The sequence below is a fragment of the Bacillus salitolerans genome (genome assembly GCF_042680805.1).
Taxonomy (GTDB): Bacteria; Bacillota; Bacilli; order Bacillales; family SA4; genus Bacillus_CJ; species Bacillus_CJ salitolerans.
Window position 1 is genome coordinate 51,219 of the sequence record NZ_JBHUEM010000054.1, and the last position, 19,339, is coordinate 70,557.

Consider the following 19,339-nt stretch of genomic DNA (forward strand, 5'->3'; position numbering starts at 1 on the left):
AACTAGATTGTTAAGAATCGAGTGAGTAACATGAGAATATCAGAAATCCATCCCATCCTTTATCATCTTAGAATAAACCAGAAACGGCTGTTTCGTTTTATGCATAATTTAATGGATGATAGAAGCTTTTCTAAAAATTATCGAATGAACTCTTTTCCATATACTTGTAAGAAACACCAATCTCTCTTACGAAGAAAGTTAGGTAGCAGTGACCCACAACTCCAAGAAAATAAAATTACTAATATAAAACTTGCTGCTAGGAAAATTGACGGCATACTAATAAATCCTGGAGAAGTTTTTTCTTTTTGGAAATTAGTCGGAAAAACAACTGCAAGGAAAGGCTATATAGAGGGGATGCAGCTTTCAATGGGTGAGGTTAAAACGGGTGTTGGTGGAGGAATCTGTCAGTTAGCCAATCTCCTTTATTGGTTGGTTCTTCATACACCATTAGAAGTCGTAGAACGACACCATCATAGTTTTGATCCATTTCCTGATGAAGGAAGAGTCTTACCTTTTGGAAGTGGTGCAAGTGTGTTTTACAACTACATAGATTTGAGATTTAAGAATCCAACAGATCAACCTTTCCAAATAAAAGTCTGGTTAACAAGTGAGCATTTAAACGGAGCCATTTATACGAATATGGAGTGGGCCTATTCGTATCATATCGTAGAGAAAAATCATAAGTTTTTAAAAAAAGCAGGTAAGATCTATAGGGAAAATGAAATTTGGAGAAAAGTTGTTGATAAAAAAACAGGAAATCATTTAAGTGAAGCCCTTCTTATTAAGAATTTTTCAGAGGTGAAATATGAACTATCTACTAAGCAATTATCTTTTTAAAAGCCTGTTTTCTTGTATATTTGATCTTTCCCATTTCATCCTACTCTAGGTCAGATACAGTGAAACATCCATCAGATTTTTTTTCTGATGGTTAGTTGACATTTGCTCTACCTTAGGATAAACCGGGCGTTTGCGCCTTTTGTTCCGAAAAGTTTTATTCTTGACAAGTGGTGCTATTCTGCGTTACTATGTACTGGTAATAAGTAATACTAAATACCTGTGATACAGAATACTAAAAAAATAAATTAAATACAAATGGAGGAAAATAATTGGAGAATATCACGGAAATGCTGAAAGGGGTGCTTGAGGGTTGTGTGCTTGAGATCATCAGCCGTGGTGAAACTTATGGCTATGAAATCACGCAACATCTTCGAGAACTTGGCTTCACCGATGTGGTAGAAGGCACAGTTTATACGATTACTATGCGGCTTGAGAAACACAATCTGGTGGACATCGAGAAAAAGCCATCCACTATGGGACCACCGAGAAAATTTTACACACTCAACGCAGCAGGTCAAGAGCAACTTGAGATTTTTTGGGGGAAATGGGATTTCATTTCAAGCAAAATTAACGAACTCAAAATTAAAGAAATCAAAAGGAGAAGATAAAATGAGTTTTATTGAAAAGATTATCGGGAGTCTGGATGAGAAGCGGGAATGGAAGGCGATGGAGGCGCGAGCGAAGACACTTCCAAGTGAGTATCTTAACGCTTACAAAGCTATCCAAAAATACATGTGGACCGCTAGTGGCCTCACCGACTGGAAGGAAACGAGCCGTATCTTTGGTGGCATTCTCGATCTCTTCGAGGAAGGTGCAGCGGGTGGCAAGAAAGTTACTGACCTCACGGGTGAGGACGTGGCTGCTTTTTGCGACGAACTAGTGAAGGACACGAAAACTTGGAAAGACAAATATCGTGAGAAGTTGAACGATACGATTGGTCGTGACTAACGGTGAAATCCTTGTGGATTTTCGCCTACACCTACACTAACGACAGAAACCCGTTTGAGTTGCGGTGTACTGATAATATTCTGTTTTTTATAGGTTAGTACTAATAATTTTATTAAAGTTCAGTTACATGTACTCTTTGTAATAAATACATTAATAACGATCTTAAACATTTCACTGTCCTTCTTTAACTAAACTGCTCGATTGTATGAATTACTCGAGTTGTTCGAACATGTTCGGTGGAAGTCAGACATGTGCTGGAAATCACAGGGGACGACTTGGCGTCTTTTGCCGAAGAAACTTGTGGTAAACGCTAATATCTATGCCGACGTGTATCGTGAAGATTGGAATCAGAGCATCATGGAGCGATTGTGAAAAACGTAAAATTCTATAGATAATTCCGACTGAATAGCTGGTTACAAATATGAATGTGCCACCTTCACTATTCAGTTATATTTTCAGCTAAGTAGTAAGTAATACAGAATATCAGTCAGACTGAGTAGGTGAGTATAGGTAATCTAGCGCCTTGTTGCGCTTTTTATTAAGGGAGGAAAAAAGTATGAACAATGCAGCGATTTCTGTAAAAGGGTTAAAAAAATCCTTTAAAGACAAGGAAGTCTTAAAGGGGGTGGATTTTGAGGTGAGGCGTGGTGAAATTTTCGCACTGCTGGGTTCAAATGGAGCGGGCAAGACAACGACGGTCAACATCCTCTCGACGCTGATGAGTCAAGATGGCGGTGAAGTCGGTATTTGCGGCTATGACGTCCAGCGTCAACCTGATCATGTTCGCCAGAGCATCAGCCTAACTGGGCAGTTCGCAGCTTTAGACGGGATGCTCACCGGGCGGGAAAACCTGATGATGATCGCCAAGTTGCGGGGAGTTTCCAAACCCGCTCAAGTCGCCGACAATTTGCTTGAGAGATTTAGCCTGACCGATGCGGCCAACCGCAGGGCAGACCAGTATTCCGGCGGGATGAAGCGCCGGCTTGATATCGCCATGAGCTTGATTGGGACGCCAGCAGTCATTTTTCTCGACGAACCGACCACAGGGCTTGACCCCGAAGCGCGGATTGAAGTTTGGGATACCGTCAAGGAGCTTGCCGGTGGCGGCACAACCATCTTGCTGACGACTCAGTACCTAGAAGAAGCTGAACAGCTGGCGGACCGTATCGCCATCCTACATGGCGGAAAAATCATTACGACCGGTACCCTTTCCGAACTCAAAGAGATGTTCCCGCCAGCGAAAGTAGAGTACATCGAGAAGCAGCCAACATTGGAGGACATTTTCCTCGCGATCATCGGCAAAAAGGAGGAGAAGTAAATGAAAAGCAAAACAGGGGTATTACTAGGGCGTTTAATGCGCAACATCATGCGCAGCCCGGATACGATTATCACGGTGGCGATTACACCGATTATGATGATGCTGCTGTTTGTCTATGTATTTGGCGGCGCCATAGAGACAGGCACGGACAACTACGTTAATTATTTATTGCCGGGAATCTTGCTGATAGCAATCGCATCGGGGGTCGCTTACACTTCCTTGCGGCTGTTTACGGATGTTAAGAGTGGGCTGATGGCGCGTTTCATTACTATGCCCATTAAGAGCTCATCGATATTGTGGGCTCATGTGTTGACATCGCTTGTTTCCAATGCGCTTACTGTTGTAGTGGTTATCCTCGTCGCGCTCTTGATGGGCTTCCGTTCCAGCGCTGATATCTTGGATTGGTTCGCGGTAGCTGGGATACTCGGGCTGTTTACGCTGGGGCTGACATGGATGGCGGTCATTCCCGGATTGAAAGCAGGATCTATGGAAGGGGCGACAGCCTACTCGTATCCGCTGATTTTCCTGCCGTTTATCAGTTCGGCCTTTGTCCCTACCGAAACCATGCCTAAAATTGTCCGTGTGTTCGCTGAGAACCAGCCTGTGACTTCAATCGTGAATGCGATTCGAGCCCTCTTATATGAAGGGTCTGTTGGCAATGATATATGGACTGCGCTTGCCTGGTGCTTCGTCATCATGGTCATCGCTTACTTCTTCGCCAGAAAAGCATTTAAACGCGTGTTAGGGTAAGTTCACCAATATGTGATTAGCATATCAATAGTCAGCTGCTGCAATGAATGTATTCTCTATCCATGAAAGGCTGCTTAAAAGCCTGCAACCATCGATGAAAATATGGAAACCCTCGAAATTGGTATGATTGGTTGTGGCTCGATTACTTATCCCAACGCGAGGGATACCATCCGTGCATTAGTAGAATTTACAGGGTAAGTGCTCATTCATTGGAGGAGAAATTAAAAGAGTAAATCCCATGGATATAGTTGACAGTAAAAGAGTAGATTCTGAAGCAAAACTGCTTTGGTAATCATATATTTAAGGAACTATGGATTATTTTTCAGTTGGAATGTAATTCATAGTTTTTTTTTGATTGAGGGAAGAAAATGTAAGTCAGCACGAAAAGAGAGGATTATGCTCCCTTATATCTTAAGTATTTTTATTTCCATCTTATCCATTAAAAGGATCCCTTTTTGTGTGATGCCTTATTTGCGAACCGTTGTCCGTTCATATTCCTTCTCTTTCGAATGGGAATTATTTCCTTGAGATCTTGTTGTGCAAACGTTTATAGAACTGCTCCCGTTACATTAAATAATTTAGAATCTTAAAAATGAGTTATCAGCGAATATAAAAAAATCTCTGTTTCTTATTGACAAACGTGACAGCATTTCTGATTTAGAAGTTAAGTATCATAACTCGTACTCCTTAGAAGTCAAGGTAATTTATCATTATTCTATTAGCCATTTTGATAAACACTTTACTCTGTACTGTGATAAGATGAAGGCATCACATACATATAACCATAATTTAATTGACTGGTATATTTGAATATGATAGATATAACTTTAATTGTAAGGTGAATAATATGAAAATTGGATTGATCAGGCATTTTAAAGTGACAAGGGGCTACCCGAATTCAATTCTATCAAGTAAAGAGCTTATGCAATGGGTATAGGAATATGATGATTCTGATGTTGAAGAAAGAGAAATTGATTTAGGTCAAGTGGAATGGAAGAAGTGTATTTCTAGCGATTTGTATCGCGCAAAAGTGACAGCCAAACGGGCTTTCGATGGGGATATTGTCTTTATGGAAGATTTGAGAGAGGTGAAGCTTTCACCATTTTTCTACTCTTCTCTTAAACTACCATTATTTATTCATCTATTGTTTATCCGATTGGCATGGTATTTTAATCACAAGTCTCAAAATCAGACGAAAACGGAAGTCATTCAAAAAATCAACAAGGTCATTGATCAAGTAATGATTTGTAATGAAGATACACTTGTTGTCGGTCATGGTGGCATCATGATGTTTATGAGAAAAGAATTATTACGAAGGGGATTTTCAGGTCCCAACTTCGGTAGCCGCCCTGAAAATGGTAAGTTGTATATCTTTGAGAGGAGTCAGCGAAAATAATCTTTTCGGAAGCGCTTATTTAGCATACGGATTTTATTTTCCACTGTATTAGCTGTTTTTTCTATAGTCAGATATTTATTTTAGACCCTGTTCCTTGACAAACCACCATCGGTTTAATTGAAGTAGGGAAATATAATCCAACCTTGAATTTATGTATTTCCATTTGTAAAGCATTAAATAAAACCCTAGTTGAATTGTTTTGGGAAGAGTAGGGCGTTTATTTGAAATAATCGAAATCATTCAGGCACTGATCAGCAGGATTAGTGCCTGTTACTATTGAAGTAAAATAAAAGTGAAAGCTTAATAAGGAAATATTATTAAAATTATAGATTGAATCGGGGGAGTACTAAATGAAACCACCAAAGCACATTGTTTCAGCAGCGTCCATTGTAATGAACAACAAAAATGAAATTTTATTAATAAAAGGACCACGAAGAGGATGGGAGATGCCTGGTGGACAAGTTGAAGAGGGAGAATCATTGAAGGAAGCTGTCATTAGGGAAACGAAAGAGGAATCAGGTATAGATATAGAAGTTATTAAATTTTGTGGGATTTTTCAAAATGTAGATCAATCCATTTGTAATACATTATTTCTGGGAAAAGCGATCGGAGGAGAACCAACGACTAGTTCGGAAAGTATAGAAGTAGGTTATTTTCCAATAAAACAAGCATTGGATATGGTCACTTGGAAAAATTTCAGACAGAGGATTGAATATTGTTTAGACGAAAAAAACCATCCTTTTTACATTGAATTTTAATAAAGCTTTTCTTGCCAAAATAGATTATTAAATGTTTTTTCTCTAAAATAAAACATTAATAGTAATAGGGAGGGGGAACTTTGTCCCACATTTTGAGAATAGCAATGAGATTAATGAAATTAGAGAGAAATATGATCCGTTACATAACTTAATTTCTCCACATATAACATTCGTATTTCCTTTTATTAGTTCTATGAAAACTAAAATGTGCAAAAAGGGAATGACGAGTTAATCAAAATTCACGATAGGTTATATACAGGGATTTTACGAAACTACCTTTTTAGAGAAGTGACTTATATTCCTCGCATAACAGTAGGGAGGTTAAAGAAAGTAGAAGAATTCTCCACAGCCATAGAACAAACTGCAAAGAATAGTACTAATTTCTCAACAGTTATTAGGGAAGTTGTAGCAGAGATTATTACAGATGAAAAAGAGACCATTCTAGAATTTAAGTTGAGTTATAAATCTTAAAGGGAAATTGTTGAATCCTAATTGGAATAGATGTCTTTTAAGTAACAAAATAAAAAGTTACGGTTTTTTATTTGCTAAAGAGTTACACTCAGATTCGTACTTATGAATGAAAATAAGGAGTGGTATCAATTAGACAATTGATAAAGATAAATCAAAAGAATTTAGAAGTGCTTCAAAAGGGAAAGAATGGGAGGCCTATCATCATACTAACTGGAATGGGATGTTCCTTTGATGAATGGTCCGAGATTGCAGAGACCTTGTCTCAATCGAATCGAGTGATCATGTTTCATAGACCTGGACTTGGTGAGAGCGAAATCGGAAGTGAAGAGAGAAATACACAATCAGTAGTTAATGAATTAAATGAGCTGTTAGATGTTCTCTACATATCTAGTTCTATCGTTTTGGTGGGTCATTCGTATGGTGGTTTATGTGCACAGCATTTTGTGAAGGAGTACCCTGAGAAGGTTGCAGGAATTGTACTAGTTGATTCAACTTCAGTTGACTTAAAAGAATTAGACGAGTTAGACCTACCTGTTTTAGATGAAGATGAAACCGATGATAGCTGGTTAGATAAATGCCATACTTACTCCAAAATGAACAAAGATGAACTGAAGGAAATCATAAAGCCAACACTTACAAAATGGCAGAAGCAGCTTCCTTTTGATATCCAGCAACACTTAATCAATTTTCAGATTCAGCCTGACTTATATAAGGCTATGCATTCTGAAATTAGTAATTGGAAGAAGGATGCAGAGGTGATTAGGAAGTTAAGTAATACTCTTGATATACCTTTGATTGTTATTGGAAGAGATAAAGAATATAACATTATGCTTGGATCAAAGGAAGGATTACCAGAATGGGAGTTAAGGTTATTGGAAGAAAAGTGGGAAGAACTTATTAAGAGACAAGCTAGCCTTTCTGTGAAAAATGAAGTGATATTCGCAAAAGAAGCAAGTCATTCCATCCATCTTGACAGACCAGATGTTGTGATTGAATCTATAAGGAAGCTTGTTCGGCATCTTGAATCAAGAGTTTAACATTAGATAGAGAGTAAAGAGGAAGCTATGGTATTTACTATATATGTTTCTGGGTAGATGATGAAGTTCAGTTTGATGATCCTGATTTTGAGAGTGGTGTCAATATACCTTCATTAAGACATGCTCAAGAAAACTTCATTAATAATAGTCCAAGTAAAGAAAGATGTAAAGAGTTTGGGAGAAAGCCTAATGAAATGAATGAAGGGGTGTGAAAAATGGAGATTACTGTATCAATCATTGCTGGATTTGTCATGTTTTTTGTTTTTCTCTACTCTGTAATCTTATCTGCTGTTCAAAAAGCAATAGATAATTCAGAAACTAATAAAATGTTGAAAGAGTTATTAGAAAAAGAAAAGAAGAGATTAAAGTAACTAATGTTTAAAAAGTGCACAAGGTAACCTACTTATAATGATAATTTATCATTTTTCGAGAATGATTAATAATAAGTGTGGACCTTAAATATCATACTTATAATATGGTGATAACTGGTGTTTAACTGTTGCTGATATTCCTTAAAGTTGTAGTAATTCCCTTAATATTTGCCCTTATTATTGACTGGAAGAGGAAGAAAACTAGAGACAATCCCACTATATTTCGAAGCAGAGAGATAGCTCGAATTATACAATGGGTGACAATAAATACACAAACGGACCATAATACAAACGAGTAGATTGTTATAAAAAGTCAATACATTCGTTTTAGAAAGATCTATGGAATATTTGAGCTGTCAAATTAAAATTAGTATTAAGGAGTTAATATGGCGACAAATCAATTTGGAAAAGCTGCTCTTTTACTAGGTAAAAATCAAGTTATCAATCCTACATTGGCCGACTCCATAATTAGTAATTATATTGATGGTAATCTTTATATGGATACGACGGAAAATGCAGCCTTGCTTGGTACTAAATCAGGTATTTATCTTTTAGCTGGAGATTCTACGAACACTGAAATTCATCGTTTATTGGTAGAATTATTTGAAGAAAGTAAACAAAAACACAAACGCTTCACCTTATTTTCTCCTTCAAAAGAATGGGATGAACGTATTAGTTCCTTATTAGGAAATAAGGTTAAATCTGTCCAAAGATACTCCTTTAAATACACTTCCAATCCTAGCTTAGTGTACGATCAAGAACTTCCTTTAGGATTCAAATTATCAAAAGTTAATCCAACCACTATAGCAGTAAGTCAAGAGTTTAATGAAAGCTACTATAAAGAGTATTGGGGTACTATCAATAATTTTCTTGAGAATGGAATTGGTTTTTACATTAAAACTGGAGATATTATAGCTGCGGAATGTGTATCGATATTTGCTTCTCCTAATTATGCTGAAATAGATATTGTAACCAATCCAAACTATAGAGGAATGGGTTTAGCAACGATTTTAGCTAAAGCATTCATTGTAGAATGTGTGCGTAAGAAAAAAACGCCAAGGTGGGATTGTGCAGTAAACAACGTGGTTTCAATTAATCTAGCAGAAAAATTAGGATTTGACAATCCAACATCTTACTCTGTTTTTATTAGGAACTCCTAGTAAGTGAGTAAGCTAGTAATTAAGGTAATCTCTTTACTTAACTGGCAGTCTTCATGTCACACGACATATAGTTTATGTGAAAAAGTGGATGATGGTAGACCAAGAACTGAGAGTGATTCAATGATTTTAGATTTAAAAGGCGAGCCTAAAATCGATCTCATTGTAGGGATGTTATACTCTATGGTAGAAGGAAATTATAGTCGGATAAAATCAATTGTGCTGGAATGTCTCAAGAAGAATTAGATTATTAGGGGCCAAAATCAGAAATACAATAGTACAGCACAATAACTATGGTATTAACATGTTCTGGTTGAAGTATTGATTGTACACCCAGTAGCAAGGTTTGCTATGAAGAAAATACATGCTAGAAATTTTGATGAAACAGGTAGTTTAAACTCGTAACATACACTCTGTAGCTGGCACTAAAGTTTATAATGGAGTGAACTGAATATTGAAAAACGACGATAACGTCTATATAATAATATAAATTGACGTTATCGTCGTTTTTTTTTGACAAGTAAAAAAAGTCACATCATGTAGGAGGTTTATGTATGTCTCCAAAAGTTAGTAAAGAACACCGGGAGCAGCGCAGAGCTAACATAATAAAGGCTGCTACAAATTTATTTATCGACCAAGGTTATGAAAGAACAACGATGGAACATGTGATGGATGCTGCAAAAATAAGTAAAGGAGGTTTGTATCAATATTTTTCGAATAAGGAGAACTTATTTGAAACGATCTTAGAGGAAGATTTACATAGAGTCGTATCCGAGACAGAACAAATACTTGAGGGTGAAGTAGAATCGTATTGGAATTTGCTACTGTTAAGAATGTTTGGTGACCAGATGGAACCAACTGATAGGATGGATCCTCTCGCACCAAGTAAACTAGAGTTTTTTTTAACTGGAAGAAGTGACGAGCGGCGGCGGGCTTATGGAAATGAACGTTATTCGTTAGGGGTAAAGCTGTATGCGGATATTATTGCTGCAGGGCAAAGACATGGCGAATTTAGTAATCATTATTGTAATCAAATCCTTGCTCGAACGATTGTCACATTTGTAGATGGTCTAGCTGTTGATGATTCTCATCTTTCAAAAGAAAATTTGAAAATGAAGGAGCAATATGTGATGTTTTTGGAGTATTTAATGATGGCATTAAACATATCAGGTTCGAAATAGAGCTACATTAGATTTAGAAAAAAATACAAATGGGGTATATATATGGAACTGAATTTTACTCGCCTCCTTCATATTAGAAATCGTCATGAATGGAAGAGGGCTTATGACGAGGAAATCGTAAAACTAGACCAGCTCTATCAAGAAGAAGAGAGACTATATTATGAGATGTATGCTAATGGAAAAGAAAGTAAGAGACTGGATGAAATCGTAGCAATAAAGCATGATTTGATGACAAACGATCATATAAAAGAAACTTTATTAACATGGCAAGAGACGTTTAAAGATGATCCAATATGGCATAGAAGACTAGAGGTATTTCTATCACAGATGAAGATTGAATCACTTGATAGTAAAAAAGAAGTGGTTGAAATTCAGCGATCATTGCAAAAGAGACTTATGGAAAGTACCTTTTCTCTTAATGGGGAGGAATACAACTTAAGTAAGGTGCACTCTAGTATAATGGAAAGCTCTGATCGTGAACTGCGTCAAAAACTACTTAGAAAATCTGTAGAAATAGGTGAGAGGAATGAGGCATTACTTAAGCTGTTAATTCATGCCCGAAATCAAGTTGCACACGAATTAGGATTTGAGAATTATTTTGATTTCCGTTGCAGCTTAAAAGAAATTGATTTTGAGACATACATAACAGAAATGAACCGGTTACTTGTATTGACAAATGAAGCTTCATCCAGTTGGAATGATAGAATTAAGAAAAAATTCGGTGTGGAAGCTTTACAGTATTACGATATCTACTATACGGCCTTTAATTTTCATCATATCAAAAGCAAAGCCTTTTCGGCTGAACGTATGGATGACGTACTGATCGATTCAATAAAAAGTTTAGGTATTTCTTTACAACAAATACCAGTATCAATTGAGTGTCTAGAAATACCTTATGGTGGGTTTTGTACCAATATAAATCCGAAAGAAATTAAACTAGTTGTGGGAAAAAGGGATTCGATTTCAGCATTCGTCTCAGGAATCCATGAGCTAGGGCATGCAATAGATGGCTGCTATGGCTCATACCAATATCCTGAGCTCTATCGTTTTCACTCCAGCATTGCAGCTGAGACTATTGCAGAGTTATTTCAAACCATCGCTTCGGATAAAGAGTTTCTCCAACAGAACTTCCATCTGCAAGATGATGACTACGCGCAAATAGTAGAAACAAATAAATTAATGAATTTGCTTATGGTAAAAATGAATTACTATCATAGCTTGGTTGAGTATAACATGTATAAAAATCCTGACCAAAGGTTCAAAGATATGGCTTCTGAGTGTTACGAGTGGGTATTTGGGTTTAGAGGCGAAACCTTCCATCCAGCAAGTGAAATGTTTTATGTTGAGTATCCTGTATTCTTCCAAGACTATAATTTTGCCTTAGCAAGTAGAGATATGATTAGGCACAAGTACAAAGTACAGAGCCTTTATAACGAAAAAGAAGTCTTTGAGAAATTACTTGAAACATTCATTGTACCGAATCAATTATTTTCATGGAAACAAAGAGTAGAGAAAATGTGTGGTAAACCACATACATTTGAATATTTAGCTAAGTCCTTGCTGTAGACTAGTAGAATATACAAGCTAAAGGAGTATGAGTGGATAGTAGCTTGATCATATATAAACTAGGATCACACTTATTAGAAATGTCAAGTATGTGTGATCCTTACATACATATAAAGCGGGTTTCAAGTTACTTTCTAAAAGAAAGGGATGCGATCGCATCATGTAAATGAATAGATTCTTCGTTTCTACATTCTACGGTAAAGGCAGTGACAAATTGTAATTCGTATAAATCGGCAGCAACGAGTCGAACCATATCCTCTACAAAGCGAGGATTTTCATAGGCTGTTTCTGTAACCATCTTTTCATCAGGTCTTTTTAAGACAGGATGGATCATCGCACTAGCATTAGATTCAGCTGCGTGTAAGAGTGCTTCCTTCCAATCTACATCCCCAAGTAAATCTTCATCTACCTCTGTCGTCATTTTTATATAACCTCTTTGGTTGTGAGCACTATACTCACTGATTTCTTTCGAGCAAGGGCAAAGGGTTGTAACCGCACATGTTAGACCTACTTCACTTGAATAACCATTATTCACATCAAATTCAACCTTTATGTATGCTTCAGCGTGATTCAAACCTGAAATTCCAGAAGCAGGGCCTTTTCGCTCATAAAACCAAGGGAAGGTCATCTCAAGCACTGCATTATCCTGCTCTAATCGGGTAGCAAGTTCTCTTGCAAAGTCGTAAAGCTCAGTAATCGAAACACTAAAACCTTTAGAATAATATTGCTGAAGCTGTTCCGTAAAACGGCTCATATTTGTGCCTTTTTGATTGCTAGGAACTTTTGATGTAAAAGTGAAGTTTGCCACCGTTGTTTGTTCAAAAGGGGCAAGATTTGAATTAACTGTAACCGGATGCTTTACATTACTAATACCAACTGCATCAATCTCAAATATGAAATCTTTTTTGGCATTTTGTAGATCAGGCATATCTTTTTTTTCTGTCGGCTTCGTTTTTGGACCTGGAGTGATAGATCCGAATAATCGATGACGTTCTTGCTTAGATGGTAAGACTAATCTTTTTCTTTCTTTCATATATAGGAACTCCTCTCGGTAGACGAACTTATTCTATCACTAGGAGTATACAAATGATCTTTGCAAACATCAACAATTTAGACTCTATGAAAGAATAAAACTAGTGATCTTGAGTTAGATAAAACCGCTATAAGAAAAGAAAGGGTATAAAAAGATAGCAAAGAAGCTTTACTATCATGAGTTTAAAAATAGAAACATTAAATCTACAAATGGTGGATATTTCGTAATCAAAGTTGGAAGACCGAATTGTCATAGGCAGTTGGTGTTTTTTATTTCCTACAAGTTTTAACTAAGAGAGTAATATTTTCAGTGAGAACGGCATCAAACTGGTTTTATCTATAGAAATGGATTAGTAAGTAAAGATGAATGCCCAAAAATTTTTTAAAATATATTGAAAGTGATTATCATCACCGTTATAATACAAAATGAAAATAATTATCATTATCATGCGAATTTTGGTTATGATCATTGGAGGAATAAGGAATGAAGAGAATCAACATCTTGCTACTTATGCTAACGCTTTTGTTTACACTTGCAGCGTGTAACACAAATGAAGAGAAAGCTACCCCAAATGAAAATGAAGTGAAGCAAGAGACAACAGAAAATGAAAAAGAGGAAGCTGCCGATTCGATTACAGTTGAACATGTTCTAGGAACTGCTACATTTGAGGAGGCCCCAAAGAAGGTTGTCGTATTAGAGTGGGTATATGCTGAGAATCTATTAGCTCTAGGAGTGCAACCAGTCGGAGTAGCTGATATTGAAGGATATAAAGCATGGGTAAAGGTTGATGCAGAGTTATCAGCTGATGTGGTGGATGTGGGAACACGCCAAGAGCCAAATTTAGAGGCGATTGCTCAACTTCAACCTGATTTAATTATTGCTCCAAAATTCAGACACGAGGCTATTAAAGCTGAACTAGAGGGAATAGCACCAACATTGTTCTTTGAGCCATACCCAACAGATGAATCGATAAGTCAGTATGATGAAATGGTTTCTACTTTTCAATCAATTGCGAAGGCTTTAGATAAAGAGGCAGAGGCAGAGAATCTATTAAATGGCTTAAATAAAAAGTATGAAGAAGCAAAAGCTTCTATTGAAAAAGCTAGCTTATCTACAAATGAGTTCGTGTTAACACAAGCATATAGTTCACAACAAACACCTGTTTTACGAGTGTTTACGCCAAATGCAATGGCATCTGTTATTTTTGAGAAAATTGGGTTGAAAAATGCTTATGTTCCAGAAAATTTTGAGGTTTATGGATTTTCACAGCTAAACGTAGAGGCATTGCCTGCGTTAGAGGCAGCAAACTTTTTCTATGTTGTTCAGGATAATGACAATATCTTTGAAAATCAATTAAAAGACAATGCTGTATGGAAAAACTTAGACTTTGTAAAATCAAATCGTATGTATCCATTAGGTGGGGATGCATGGCTTTTTGGTGGACCGCTTTCAGCTGAAACGGTTGTTGACCGTGTCCTAGCTGTGGTGGAGCAAAAATAAATATGAAAGTACGCATACAACCGAAGCCCTCTAGTTTATTTTTAGGGGGCTTTCTTCTGTTACTATTTTTATCCATCATTCACCTAACGCAAGGCCAGGCAGATTACTCATTATTGACGCTCCTCACAGATGTTTGGAGAGAAGGTAGGGTGCAAGATATCATCCTTGGGTTACGATTACCAAGGGTTGTGATGGGTATTCTTGCAGGTGGTGCACTAGCAGTAGCTGGCTTATTTTTACAAACGTTAACAAAAAACCCATTAGCATCAGCTAGTACGTTAGGGATTAATGCGGGTGCTTTTTTATTCGTAGTAATCTGTACCATCTTTTTTCCAGCAGTTATTGGAAAGTATCCTTTCTTCATTTCTATTTTAGGTGCCACCGTTTCGGCACTATTAGTAATGGGTCTTGTAGGCAAAACATTAGAACCGGTTCGTGTTGCTTTAACAGGAATGATCGTTTCTTTATTGTTCTCATCTTTCACGGGAGCATTGCAGCTTTTATTTGAAAATGAAACAAATGGACTATTTTTATGGGGGTCTGGAACACTCATTCAATTAGATTGGTCAGGTGTAAAATTCTCGATCATATTTATTACAATTGCAATCATTGTAGCCATTTTATTAGGTTCAAAACTTGATGCTTTAACATTAGGTGATCAGGTTGCAACTTCACTAGGACAATCTGTTTTTAAAGTTAAGGTTGTTGCATGGTTAGCAGCCATTGTTTTAGCAGCCGTAACGGTTAGTGTTGTCGGTCCTATTGGGTTTGTAGGCTTAATCGCACCACACATTGTAAGGCTTCTAGGTGTGAAAGGGCATAGGTTACAAATCGTTCATACCTTTTTATGGGGAGCTATCCTATTAATCGGTGCAGATGTGTTGGCGAGGATGATTGCTCCAGGTCAGGAAATACCAGTCGGAGCCATGACAGCATTAATTGGAGGACCATGGCTAATGGTTTTAGCATATCGGACGGGTAAAAGGTACCAAAAGGGGGAGACAAGGTTAGGCGGTCGTGAAATCCCATTTTCGTTTAAATGGTTATTGGTCAGTTTAACAGCTCTTCTTGCTTGTATGCTATTAGTCGCGGTTTCATTTGGAGGAACAAGCTTTTTAACGATAGATGAGTGGCTAGACGGGTCACTTACATCACCTTTTGTCATGCAATTCCGAATACCGAGAATCCTAACTGCCTTTGTGGTTGGAATGTTATTAGCAATGAGCGGTGTATTGTTACAAGGTGTACTACGTAATCCATTAGCTGATCCTTCTGTTTTAGGTATTACATCTGGTGGTGGAGCTGGAGCCATGGTTTTTCTAGTTTTATTCCCAGGAGTGTCTATTCAATTCCTTCCTTTTGCTGCTCTAGTTGGAGCACTAACGGCAATCACCATCATTCTTGTCTCAACATGGAAATCAAGATGGAATTCAATGCTCCTAGCATTAATGGGAGTGGCGGTTTCTGCCATTGGATCAGCTATCATACAAATATTAATTGTAAAAGCAAAGCTTGGCGTTGCTCCTGCCTTAACTTGGCTTTCGGGATCTACTTATGCAAAAGGCTGGGAAGAATTGCGAATCGTCCTACTGATTGCGTTACTGACAATTCCAGTCAGCTTTTTACTTGTAAGAAAATTAGATGTACTATCATTTGGGGACGATGTTGCCTCTGGATTAGGGTTAAAGGTATCCAAGACGAAAATAATGGCCATTTTACTAGGTGTTGGTATGGGAGCAGCAAGTGTTTCCATTGTGGGGACAATAGGGTTTATTGGATTATTAGCTCCACATGCGGCTAGAAGAATAGTAGGTTTTGAACATAAAAGAGTGATTATCGTGAGTCTACTTCTTGGCGGTATTCTATTAGTAGGGGCAGATTTTCTAGGTAGACTTGTGCTAGCACCAAAGGAGATACCATCGGGGCTTGTTGTGGCATTAATAGGAACTCCTTATCTTTTATATTTATTGAGAAAAACGTAACAGATGATGGCGAACTTCTAGCATGAAGTTCGCTTTTTGAATTGTTTCTCTAGTAAGACCCACTGAACTAGTGACATCTTTTTGCATAATCATACTAGACAAGCCATATACATAATATTGCAAGAATTAGACAATCAAAACGGACCAGATACTATGGTATAATCTTGTGAGAAAGTAAAGGAGATAGGAGAAAAGAAATGAACCATAAGGGACTATCATTAGCAAAAGATATGGTTGGATTTGCACTTATTGCTTTGTTCATGTTTTTATTCTTCTTCATCGATTTGTCTAGCTTTGATTCTGCTAATCTACCAATTCCAAAGGCTTGGCTAAATGTAAATACCATTTTTTTGAGTATTGTTCTTGAAGCCATTCCCTTTATTTTACTAGGTGTATTTGTATCAGCTTTAATTCAAACGTTTGTATCAGAGGATACATTGCAACGTTATATTCCGAAAAATGCATTTGCCGCTCTTTTACCTGCCGCTTTATTAGGTGTGATTTTTCCTGTTTGTGAATGTGCGATTATTCCAGTTGTAAGAAGGTTAATTAAAAAAGGAATGCCACTTCACATTGGGATTGTACTATTAGTAGGTGCGCCGATCTTAAATCCGGTCGTATTTGCTTCCACTTATTATGCGTTCCAATCAACCATTGAAGTTGTTTATGCCAGAATGGGACTAGCCTTTATTTTGTCTATTTTTATTGGGTTGGTTATTTATCTGTTATTCCAAAATAAAAGTAATGAGCTGCGTGTTTCAAAAGATGAGCTGTTAGGGAGAGGAATAGAGGCTACTCCGGTTGTAACGAATCGTTGGAAGTCTACTCTATATCATGCAAGTGATGAGTTCTTTGAAATGGGTAAATTCTTAATTTTCGGTGCGTTTATCGCAAGTTTATTTCAGACGTTCTTGGATCGAAATATATTAGTAGAGATTGCTTCTAGTGATACAACTTCCCCAGCTATTATGATGGGCTTTGCGTTTATTTTATCACTCTGTTCGGAAGCTGATGCATTTGTTGCGAGATCGTTTGCAAATACTTTTTCAGTAGGCTCATTAATAGCGTTCCTTGTTTACGGACCCATGCTAGATTTGAAAAATACAATCATGTTATTTGCGTATTTTAAGACTCGATTTGTCCTTGCGCTAATGGCAGTTATTACGGTTTCCGTTTATTGTTTTGTCTTACTATATCAATCCTTCATGTAGGATCGCGAGGTGTTTATCATGCAAGAAACAAGAGATTACAGCTTTCACTTATATATAAGAGGGATTATATTAATTGGTTTTTCCATGTTATCATTTAAGCTGATTTTATCTGGAGATATCTTCAATTTTATCGCTCCAAGAATGATGCCGTTTATTTATTTCGCCACGCTTACCTTTTTACTACTAGGAGTTATACAAGTATGGAGAAGTAGTTCAAAGGATAAAGACGAATTGTACTGTGATTGTGGAGTAGATCATGGCGCTTCAGGTAATGCGTTAAAATCTATTATTATATATTCTATTTTTATCATTCCTGTCGTGACTGGATTCCTTTTCTCAGATGTAGTGATCGATTCATCCATAGCTGCCAAACGTGGAGTGAAGTTTAGTGGGAATAATCCTCAAACGGCAGCTGGAGAATTAGAGCAATTTGATGAAGAAAAAGTATTAGAATATTTGGATGACCCTGAGGAGTACATCGCTCAGTTAGAGGAATCAATAGGAATCGATGAGAGTAAAATACCACCCGACGCTCCATTAGAGCATCCTGAAGGGTTTGAGCTACAGGCCCCTCCAGAAGGTTTCTATGAAGAACTTGAAAAAAAGCTTCTAGCCATGGATAAAATTATAGTTGAAGAAGAAACGTACATTCAAACGATGAACATCATTGATATGAATGTAGATAAATTTGTAGGAAAACAAATTGAAATGGTTGGCTTTGTGTATCGTGAAGAAAACTTTACCGAGGACCAAATGGTTGTCGCTCGCTTTGGCTTATCCTGTTGTGTGGCGGATGCCTCTGTATATGGAACTCTATCGACAGGCGAAATGGTAAAAGAATTAAACGAGGATCAATGGATCCGCGTAACAGGTACCATTACGAAAACGATTTATAATGATTGGACTTTGCCCTATATTCAAATTGAACAATTAGAAAAAATTGAACAGCCAGACCAGCCTTATATATATGAAACGTATTAGGTTAAAACAACGCTCAGAATCTTGAGCGTTGTATTACTTTAAATCCTTAAGCAAAATATTCTTATGTGTATGAGATAGATTGATTAAACCAAACTCCTTTTTGTATACTAATCTTTTTATATTCATTAATTCATTCCAAGCCATATGATACGTAGGGAGTTCAATTTCCCCTTTTGACAATGCCTCTTCTAGTTCATCAGCGTCTTTTTCGATCATCTCTCCAGTCGGTAATAAAACTAAATCTAAAAATAGATCATCCATCCATGGAGTCCCATTTTCTTCTCCATTTTGTAAGGATATATCAATGTACCATTGAACAATTTGACCATTAGCATCAAACATGGTTGTAACGGAATGGTTCTTCTCTAGCGGAAAGTGTTGTAGCCACATATATCCATTATCAACTATACATATCTCTGTTTCTCCATATATTACAGATAAAGGTTCAGTTACCTGAATGGTATGGATTAACGTGATATACCCTTTAAAATCATTTGTGTTAAGAAATTGCTGGGTGTATTCTCTTTTCAAGATTCGTTTCCAATTTAAGCGATCTCCATATTTTCTCTTTATCATATGTCCTCCTTTAATAAGAAATACAATCATTCTGATGTTCATTTCTGAAAATAGTAAACCAAGTCCTCTTTTTTCTACTATTATTTAGGTTCCCAGCTTAATTGGATAAATACCGTCCAAACATCTCAGCAGTTAGCAGCCTAAAAAGAGATTACCGGCTGAATTTTCGACCAAATACAGGACAATTTGGTAACGTTTATTGGCCAAACTTAGCTTTGAGAACAACAAGTAAGGTGATGAAACGACCCACGATTTATCACCTTACT

At 37.0% G+C, this 19,339-nt stretch carries 20 protein-coding genes and 2 pseudogenes; 20 read left to right on the forward strand and 2 right to left on the reverse strand.

The window, feature by feature from the left end:
* Positions 1-30 precede the first annotated feature (30 nt).
* The 16 genes and pseudogenes from ACFSCX_RS22250 (at position 31) to ACFSCX_RS22325 (ending at position 11,790) form a co-directional block, all read left to right on the forward strand.
* Entirely contained in the window at positions 31-837 is an 807-nt protein-coding gene (locus ACFSCX_RS22250) for a VanW family protein (RefSeq protein WP_377930441.1), read from the forward strand.
* A gap of 269 nt (positions 838-1,106) precedes the next feature.
* The gene (locus tag ACFSCX_RS22255; protein WP_377930442.1) at positions 1,107-1,445 is read left to right on the forward strand and encodes a PadR family transcriptional regulator; all 339 of its coding nucleotides are present in this window, start codon (positions 1,107-1,109) and stop codon (positions 1,443-1,445) included.
* 1 nt (position 1,446) lies between these two features.
* The gene (locus ACFSCX_RS22260) at positions 1,447-1,785 is read left to right on the forward strand and encodes a DUF1048 domain-containing protein (RefSeq protein ID WP_377930443.1); all 339 of its coding nucleotides are present in this window, start codon (positions 1,447-1,449) and stop codon (positions 1,783-1,785) included.
* Between the two features lie 204 nt (positions 1,786-1,989).
* Positions 1,990-2,157: pseudogene (locus ACFSCX_RS22265) on the forward strand (DUF1048 domain-containing protein); the annotation flags it as partial.
* Between the two features lie 184 nt (positions 2,158-2,341).
* Complete coding sequence (locus tag ACFSCX_RS22270) at positions 2,342-3,103, forward strand: ABC transporter ATP-binding protein (protein ID WP_377930444.1); 762 nt, start codon at positions 2,342-2,344, stop codon at positions 3,101-3,103.
* Positions 3,104-3,853 (forward strand): ABC transporter permease, encoded by a 750-nt coding sequence (locus ACFSCX_RS22275; RefSeq protein ID WP_377930445.1) that lies wholly within the window; start codon positions 3,104-3,106, stop codon positions 3,851-3,853.
* 985 nt (positions 3,854-4,838) lie between these two features.
* Positions 4,839-5,249, forward strand: coding sequence for a histidine phosphatase family protein (locus ACFSCX_RS22280; protein ID WP_377930446.1), 411 nt, complete (start codon positions 4,839-4,841; stop codon positions 5,247-5,249).
* A 104-nt stretch (positions 5,250-5,353) separates the two neighbouring features.
* Positions 5,354-5,461, forward strand: a pseudogene (locus tag ACFSCX_RS22285) (helix-turn-helix transcriptional regulator); the annotation flags it as partial.
* A gap of 138 nt (positions 5,462-5,599) precedes the next feature.
* Positions 5,600-6,007 (forward strand): NUDIX hydrolase, encoded by a 408-nt coding sequence (locus ACFSCX_RS22290; RefSeq protein WP_377930447.1) that lies wholly within the window; start codon positions 5,600-5,602, stop codon positions 6,005-6,007.
* A 207-nt stretch (positions 6,008-6,214) separates the two neighbouring features.
* Positions 6,215-6,478, forward strand: coding sequence for a hypothetical protein (locus tag ACFSCX_RS22295; RefSeq protein ID WP_377930448.1), 264 nt, complete (start codon positions 6,215-6,217; stop codon positions 6,476-6,478).
* A gap of 119 nt (positions 6,479-6,597) precedes the next feature.
* Complete coding sequence (locus ACFSCX_RS22300) at positions 6,598-7,515, forward strand: alpha/beta fold hydrolase (RefSeq protein WP_377930449.1); 918 nt, start codon at positions 6,598-6,600, stop codon at positions 7,513-7,515.
* 32 nt (positions 7,516-7,547) lie between these two features.
* Positions 7,548-7,727, forward strand: coding sequence for a CPCC family cysteine-rich protein (locus ACFSCX_RS22305; RefSeq protein ID WP_377930645.1), 180 nt, complete (start codon positions 7,548-7,550; stop codon positions 7,725-7,727).
* A 3-nt stretch (positions 7,728-7,730) separates the two neighbouring features.
* Positions 7,731-7,886 carry a hypothetical protein gene (locus tag ACFSCX_RS22310; protein ID WP_377930450.1) on the forward strand — a complete coding sequence of 52 codons (156 nt, stop codon included), beginning with the start codon at positions 7,731-7,733 and terminating at the stop codon, positions 7,884-7,886.
* Between the two features lie 386 nt (positions 7,887-8,272).
* The gene (locus tag ACFSCX_RS22315; protein WP_377930451.1) at positions 8,273-9,046 is read left to right on the forward strand and encodes a GNAT family N-acetyltransferase; all 774 of its coding nucleotides are present in this window, start codon (positions 8,273-8,275) and stop codon (positions 9,044-9,046) included.
* Positions 9,047-9,597: 551 nt separating this feature from the next.
* Positions 9,598-10,224, forward strand: a complete 627-nt coding sequence (locus tag ACFSCX_RS22320) for a TetR/AcrR family transcriptional regulator (protein WP_377930452.1) — start codon at positions 9,598-9,600, stop codon at positions 10,222-10,224.
* A 42-nt stretch (positions 10,225-10,266) separates the two neighbouring features.
* Positions 10,267-11,790, forward strand: a complete 1,524-nt coding sequence (locus ACFSCX_RS22325; protein ID WP_377930453.1) for a M3 family metallopeptidase — start codon at positions 10,267-10,269, stop codon at positions 11,788-11,790.
* Positions 11,791-11,917: 127 nt separating this feature from the next.
* On the opposite strand, the gene folE2 is transcribed toward ACFSCX_RS22325, so the two are convergent.
* Positions 11,918-12,823: a GTP cyclohydrolase FolE2 gene (gene folE2, locus ACFSCX_RS22330; protein WP_377930454.1), complete on the reverse strand. Its 906-nt coding sequence runs from the start codon at positions 12,821-12,823 to the stop codon at positions 11,918-11,920.
* A 483-nt stretch (positions 12,824-13,306) separates the two neighbouring features.
* Here folE2 and ACFSCX_RS22335 point away from each other — a divergent pair, with 483 nt between their 5' ends.
* From ACFSCX_RS22335 to ACFSCX_RS22350, 4 genes are all read left to right on the forward strand, one after another.
* Positions 13,307-14,323 (forward strand): ABC transporter substrate-binding protein, encoded by a 1,017-nt coding sequence (locus tag ACFSCX_RS22335; protein ID WP_377930455.1) that lies wholly within the window; start codon positions 13,307-13,309, stop codon positions 14,321-14,323.
* A 2-nt stretch (positions 14,324-14,325) separates the two neighbouring features.
* Entirely contained in the window at positions 14,326-16,305 is a 1,980-nt protein-coding gene (gene fhuB, locus ACFSCX_RS22340; RefSeq protein WP_377930456.1) for a Fe(3+)-hydroxamate ABC transporter permease FhuB, read from the forward strand.
* Between the two features lie 197 nt (positions 16,306-16,502).
* Positions 16,503-17,516, forward strand: a complete 1,014-nt coding sequence (locus tag ACFSCX_RS22345) for a permease (protein ID WP_377930457.1) — start codon at positions 16,503-16,505, stop codon at positions 17,514-17,516.
* 18 nt (positions 17,517-17,534) lie between these two features.
* Positions 17,535-18,497: a TIGR03943 family putative permease subunit gene (locus ACFSCX_RS22350; RefSeq protein WP_377930458.1), complete on the forward strand. Its 963-nt coding sequence runs from the start codon at positions 17,535-17,537 to the stop codon at positions 18,495-18,497.
* 33 nt (positions 18,498-18,530) lie between these two features.
* Here the strand turns inward: ACFSCX_RS22350 and ACFSCX_RS22355 are convergent, their stop codons facing one another.
* Positions 18,531-19,073 carry a ribonuclease FAU-1 family protein gene (locus ACFSCX_RS22355; RefSeq protein WP_377930459.1) on the reverse strand — a complete coding sequence of 181 codons (543 nt, stop codon included), beginning with the start codon at positions 19,071-19,073 and terminating at the stop codon, positions 18,531-18,533.
* Positions 19,074-19,339 lie beyond the last annotated feature (266 nt).

Excerpts from the sequence above, each read along its gene's own strand:
- ACFSCX_RS22250 (WP_377930441.1), top strand. The coding sequence starts at position 31 with ATGAGAATATCAGAAATCCATCCCATCCTTTATCATCTTAGAATAAAC.
- ACFSCX_RS22260 (WP_377930443.1), top strand. The coding sequence starts at position 1,447 with ATGAGTTTTATTGAAAAGATTATCGGGAGTCTGGATGAGAAGCGGGAA.
- ACFSCX_RS22270 (WP_377930444.1), top strand. The coding sequence starts at position 2,342 with ATGAACAATGCAGCGATTTCTGTAAAAGGGTTAAAAAAATCCTTTAAA.
- ACFSCX_RS22275 (WP_377930445.1), top strand. The coding sequence starts at position 3,104 with ATGAAAAGCAAAACAGGGGTATTACTAGGGCGTTTAATGCGCAACATC.
- ACFSCX_RS22290 (WP_377930447.1), top strand. The coding sequence starts at position 5,600 with ATGAAACCACCAAAGCACATTGTTTCAGCAGCGTCCATTGTAATGAAC.
- ACFSCX_RS22310 (WP_377930450.1), top strand. The coding sequence starts at position 7,731 with ATGGAGATTACTGTATCAATCATTGCTGGATTTGTCATGTTTTTTGTT.
- ACFSCX_RS22315 (WP_377930451.1), top strand. The coding sequence starts at position 8,273 with ATGGCGACAAATCAATTTGGAAAAGCTGCTCTTTTACTAGGTAAAAAT.
- ACFSCX_RS22320 (WP_377930452.1), top strand. The coding sequence starts at position 9,598 with ATGTCTCCAAAAGTTAGTAAAGAACACCGGGAGCAGCGCAGAGCTAAC.
- ACFSCX_RS22325 (WP_377930453.1), top strand. The coding sequence starts at position 10,267 with ATGGAACTGAATTTTACTCGCCTCCTTCATATTAGAAATCGTCATGAA.
- folE2 (WP_377930454.1), bottom strand. The coding sequence starts at position 12,823 with ATGAAAGAAAGAAAAAGATTAGTCTTACCATCTAAGCAAGAACGTCAT.
- ACFSCX_RS22335 (WP_377930455.1), top strand. The coding sequence starts at position 13,307 with ATGAAGAGAATCAACATCTTGCTACTTATGCTAACGCTTTTGTTTACA.
- fhuB (WP_377930456.1), top strand. The coding sequence starts at position 14,326 with ATGAAAGTACGCATACAACCGAAGCCCTCTAGTTTATTTTTAGGGGGC.
- ACFSCX_RS22345 (WP_377930457.1), top strand. The coding sequence starts at position 16,503 with ATGAACCATAAGGGACTATCATTAGCAAAAGATATGGTTGGATTTGCA.
- ACFSCX_RS22350 (WP_377930458.1), top strand. The coding sequence starts at position 17,535 with ATGCAAGAAACAAGAGATTACAGCTTTCACTTATATATAAGAGGGATT.
- ACFSCX_RS22355 (WP_377930459.1), bottom strand. The coding sequence starts at position 19,073 with ATGATAAAGAGAAAATATGGAGATCGCTTAAATTGGAAACGAATCTTG.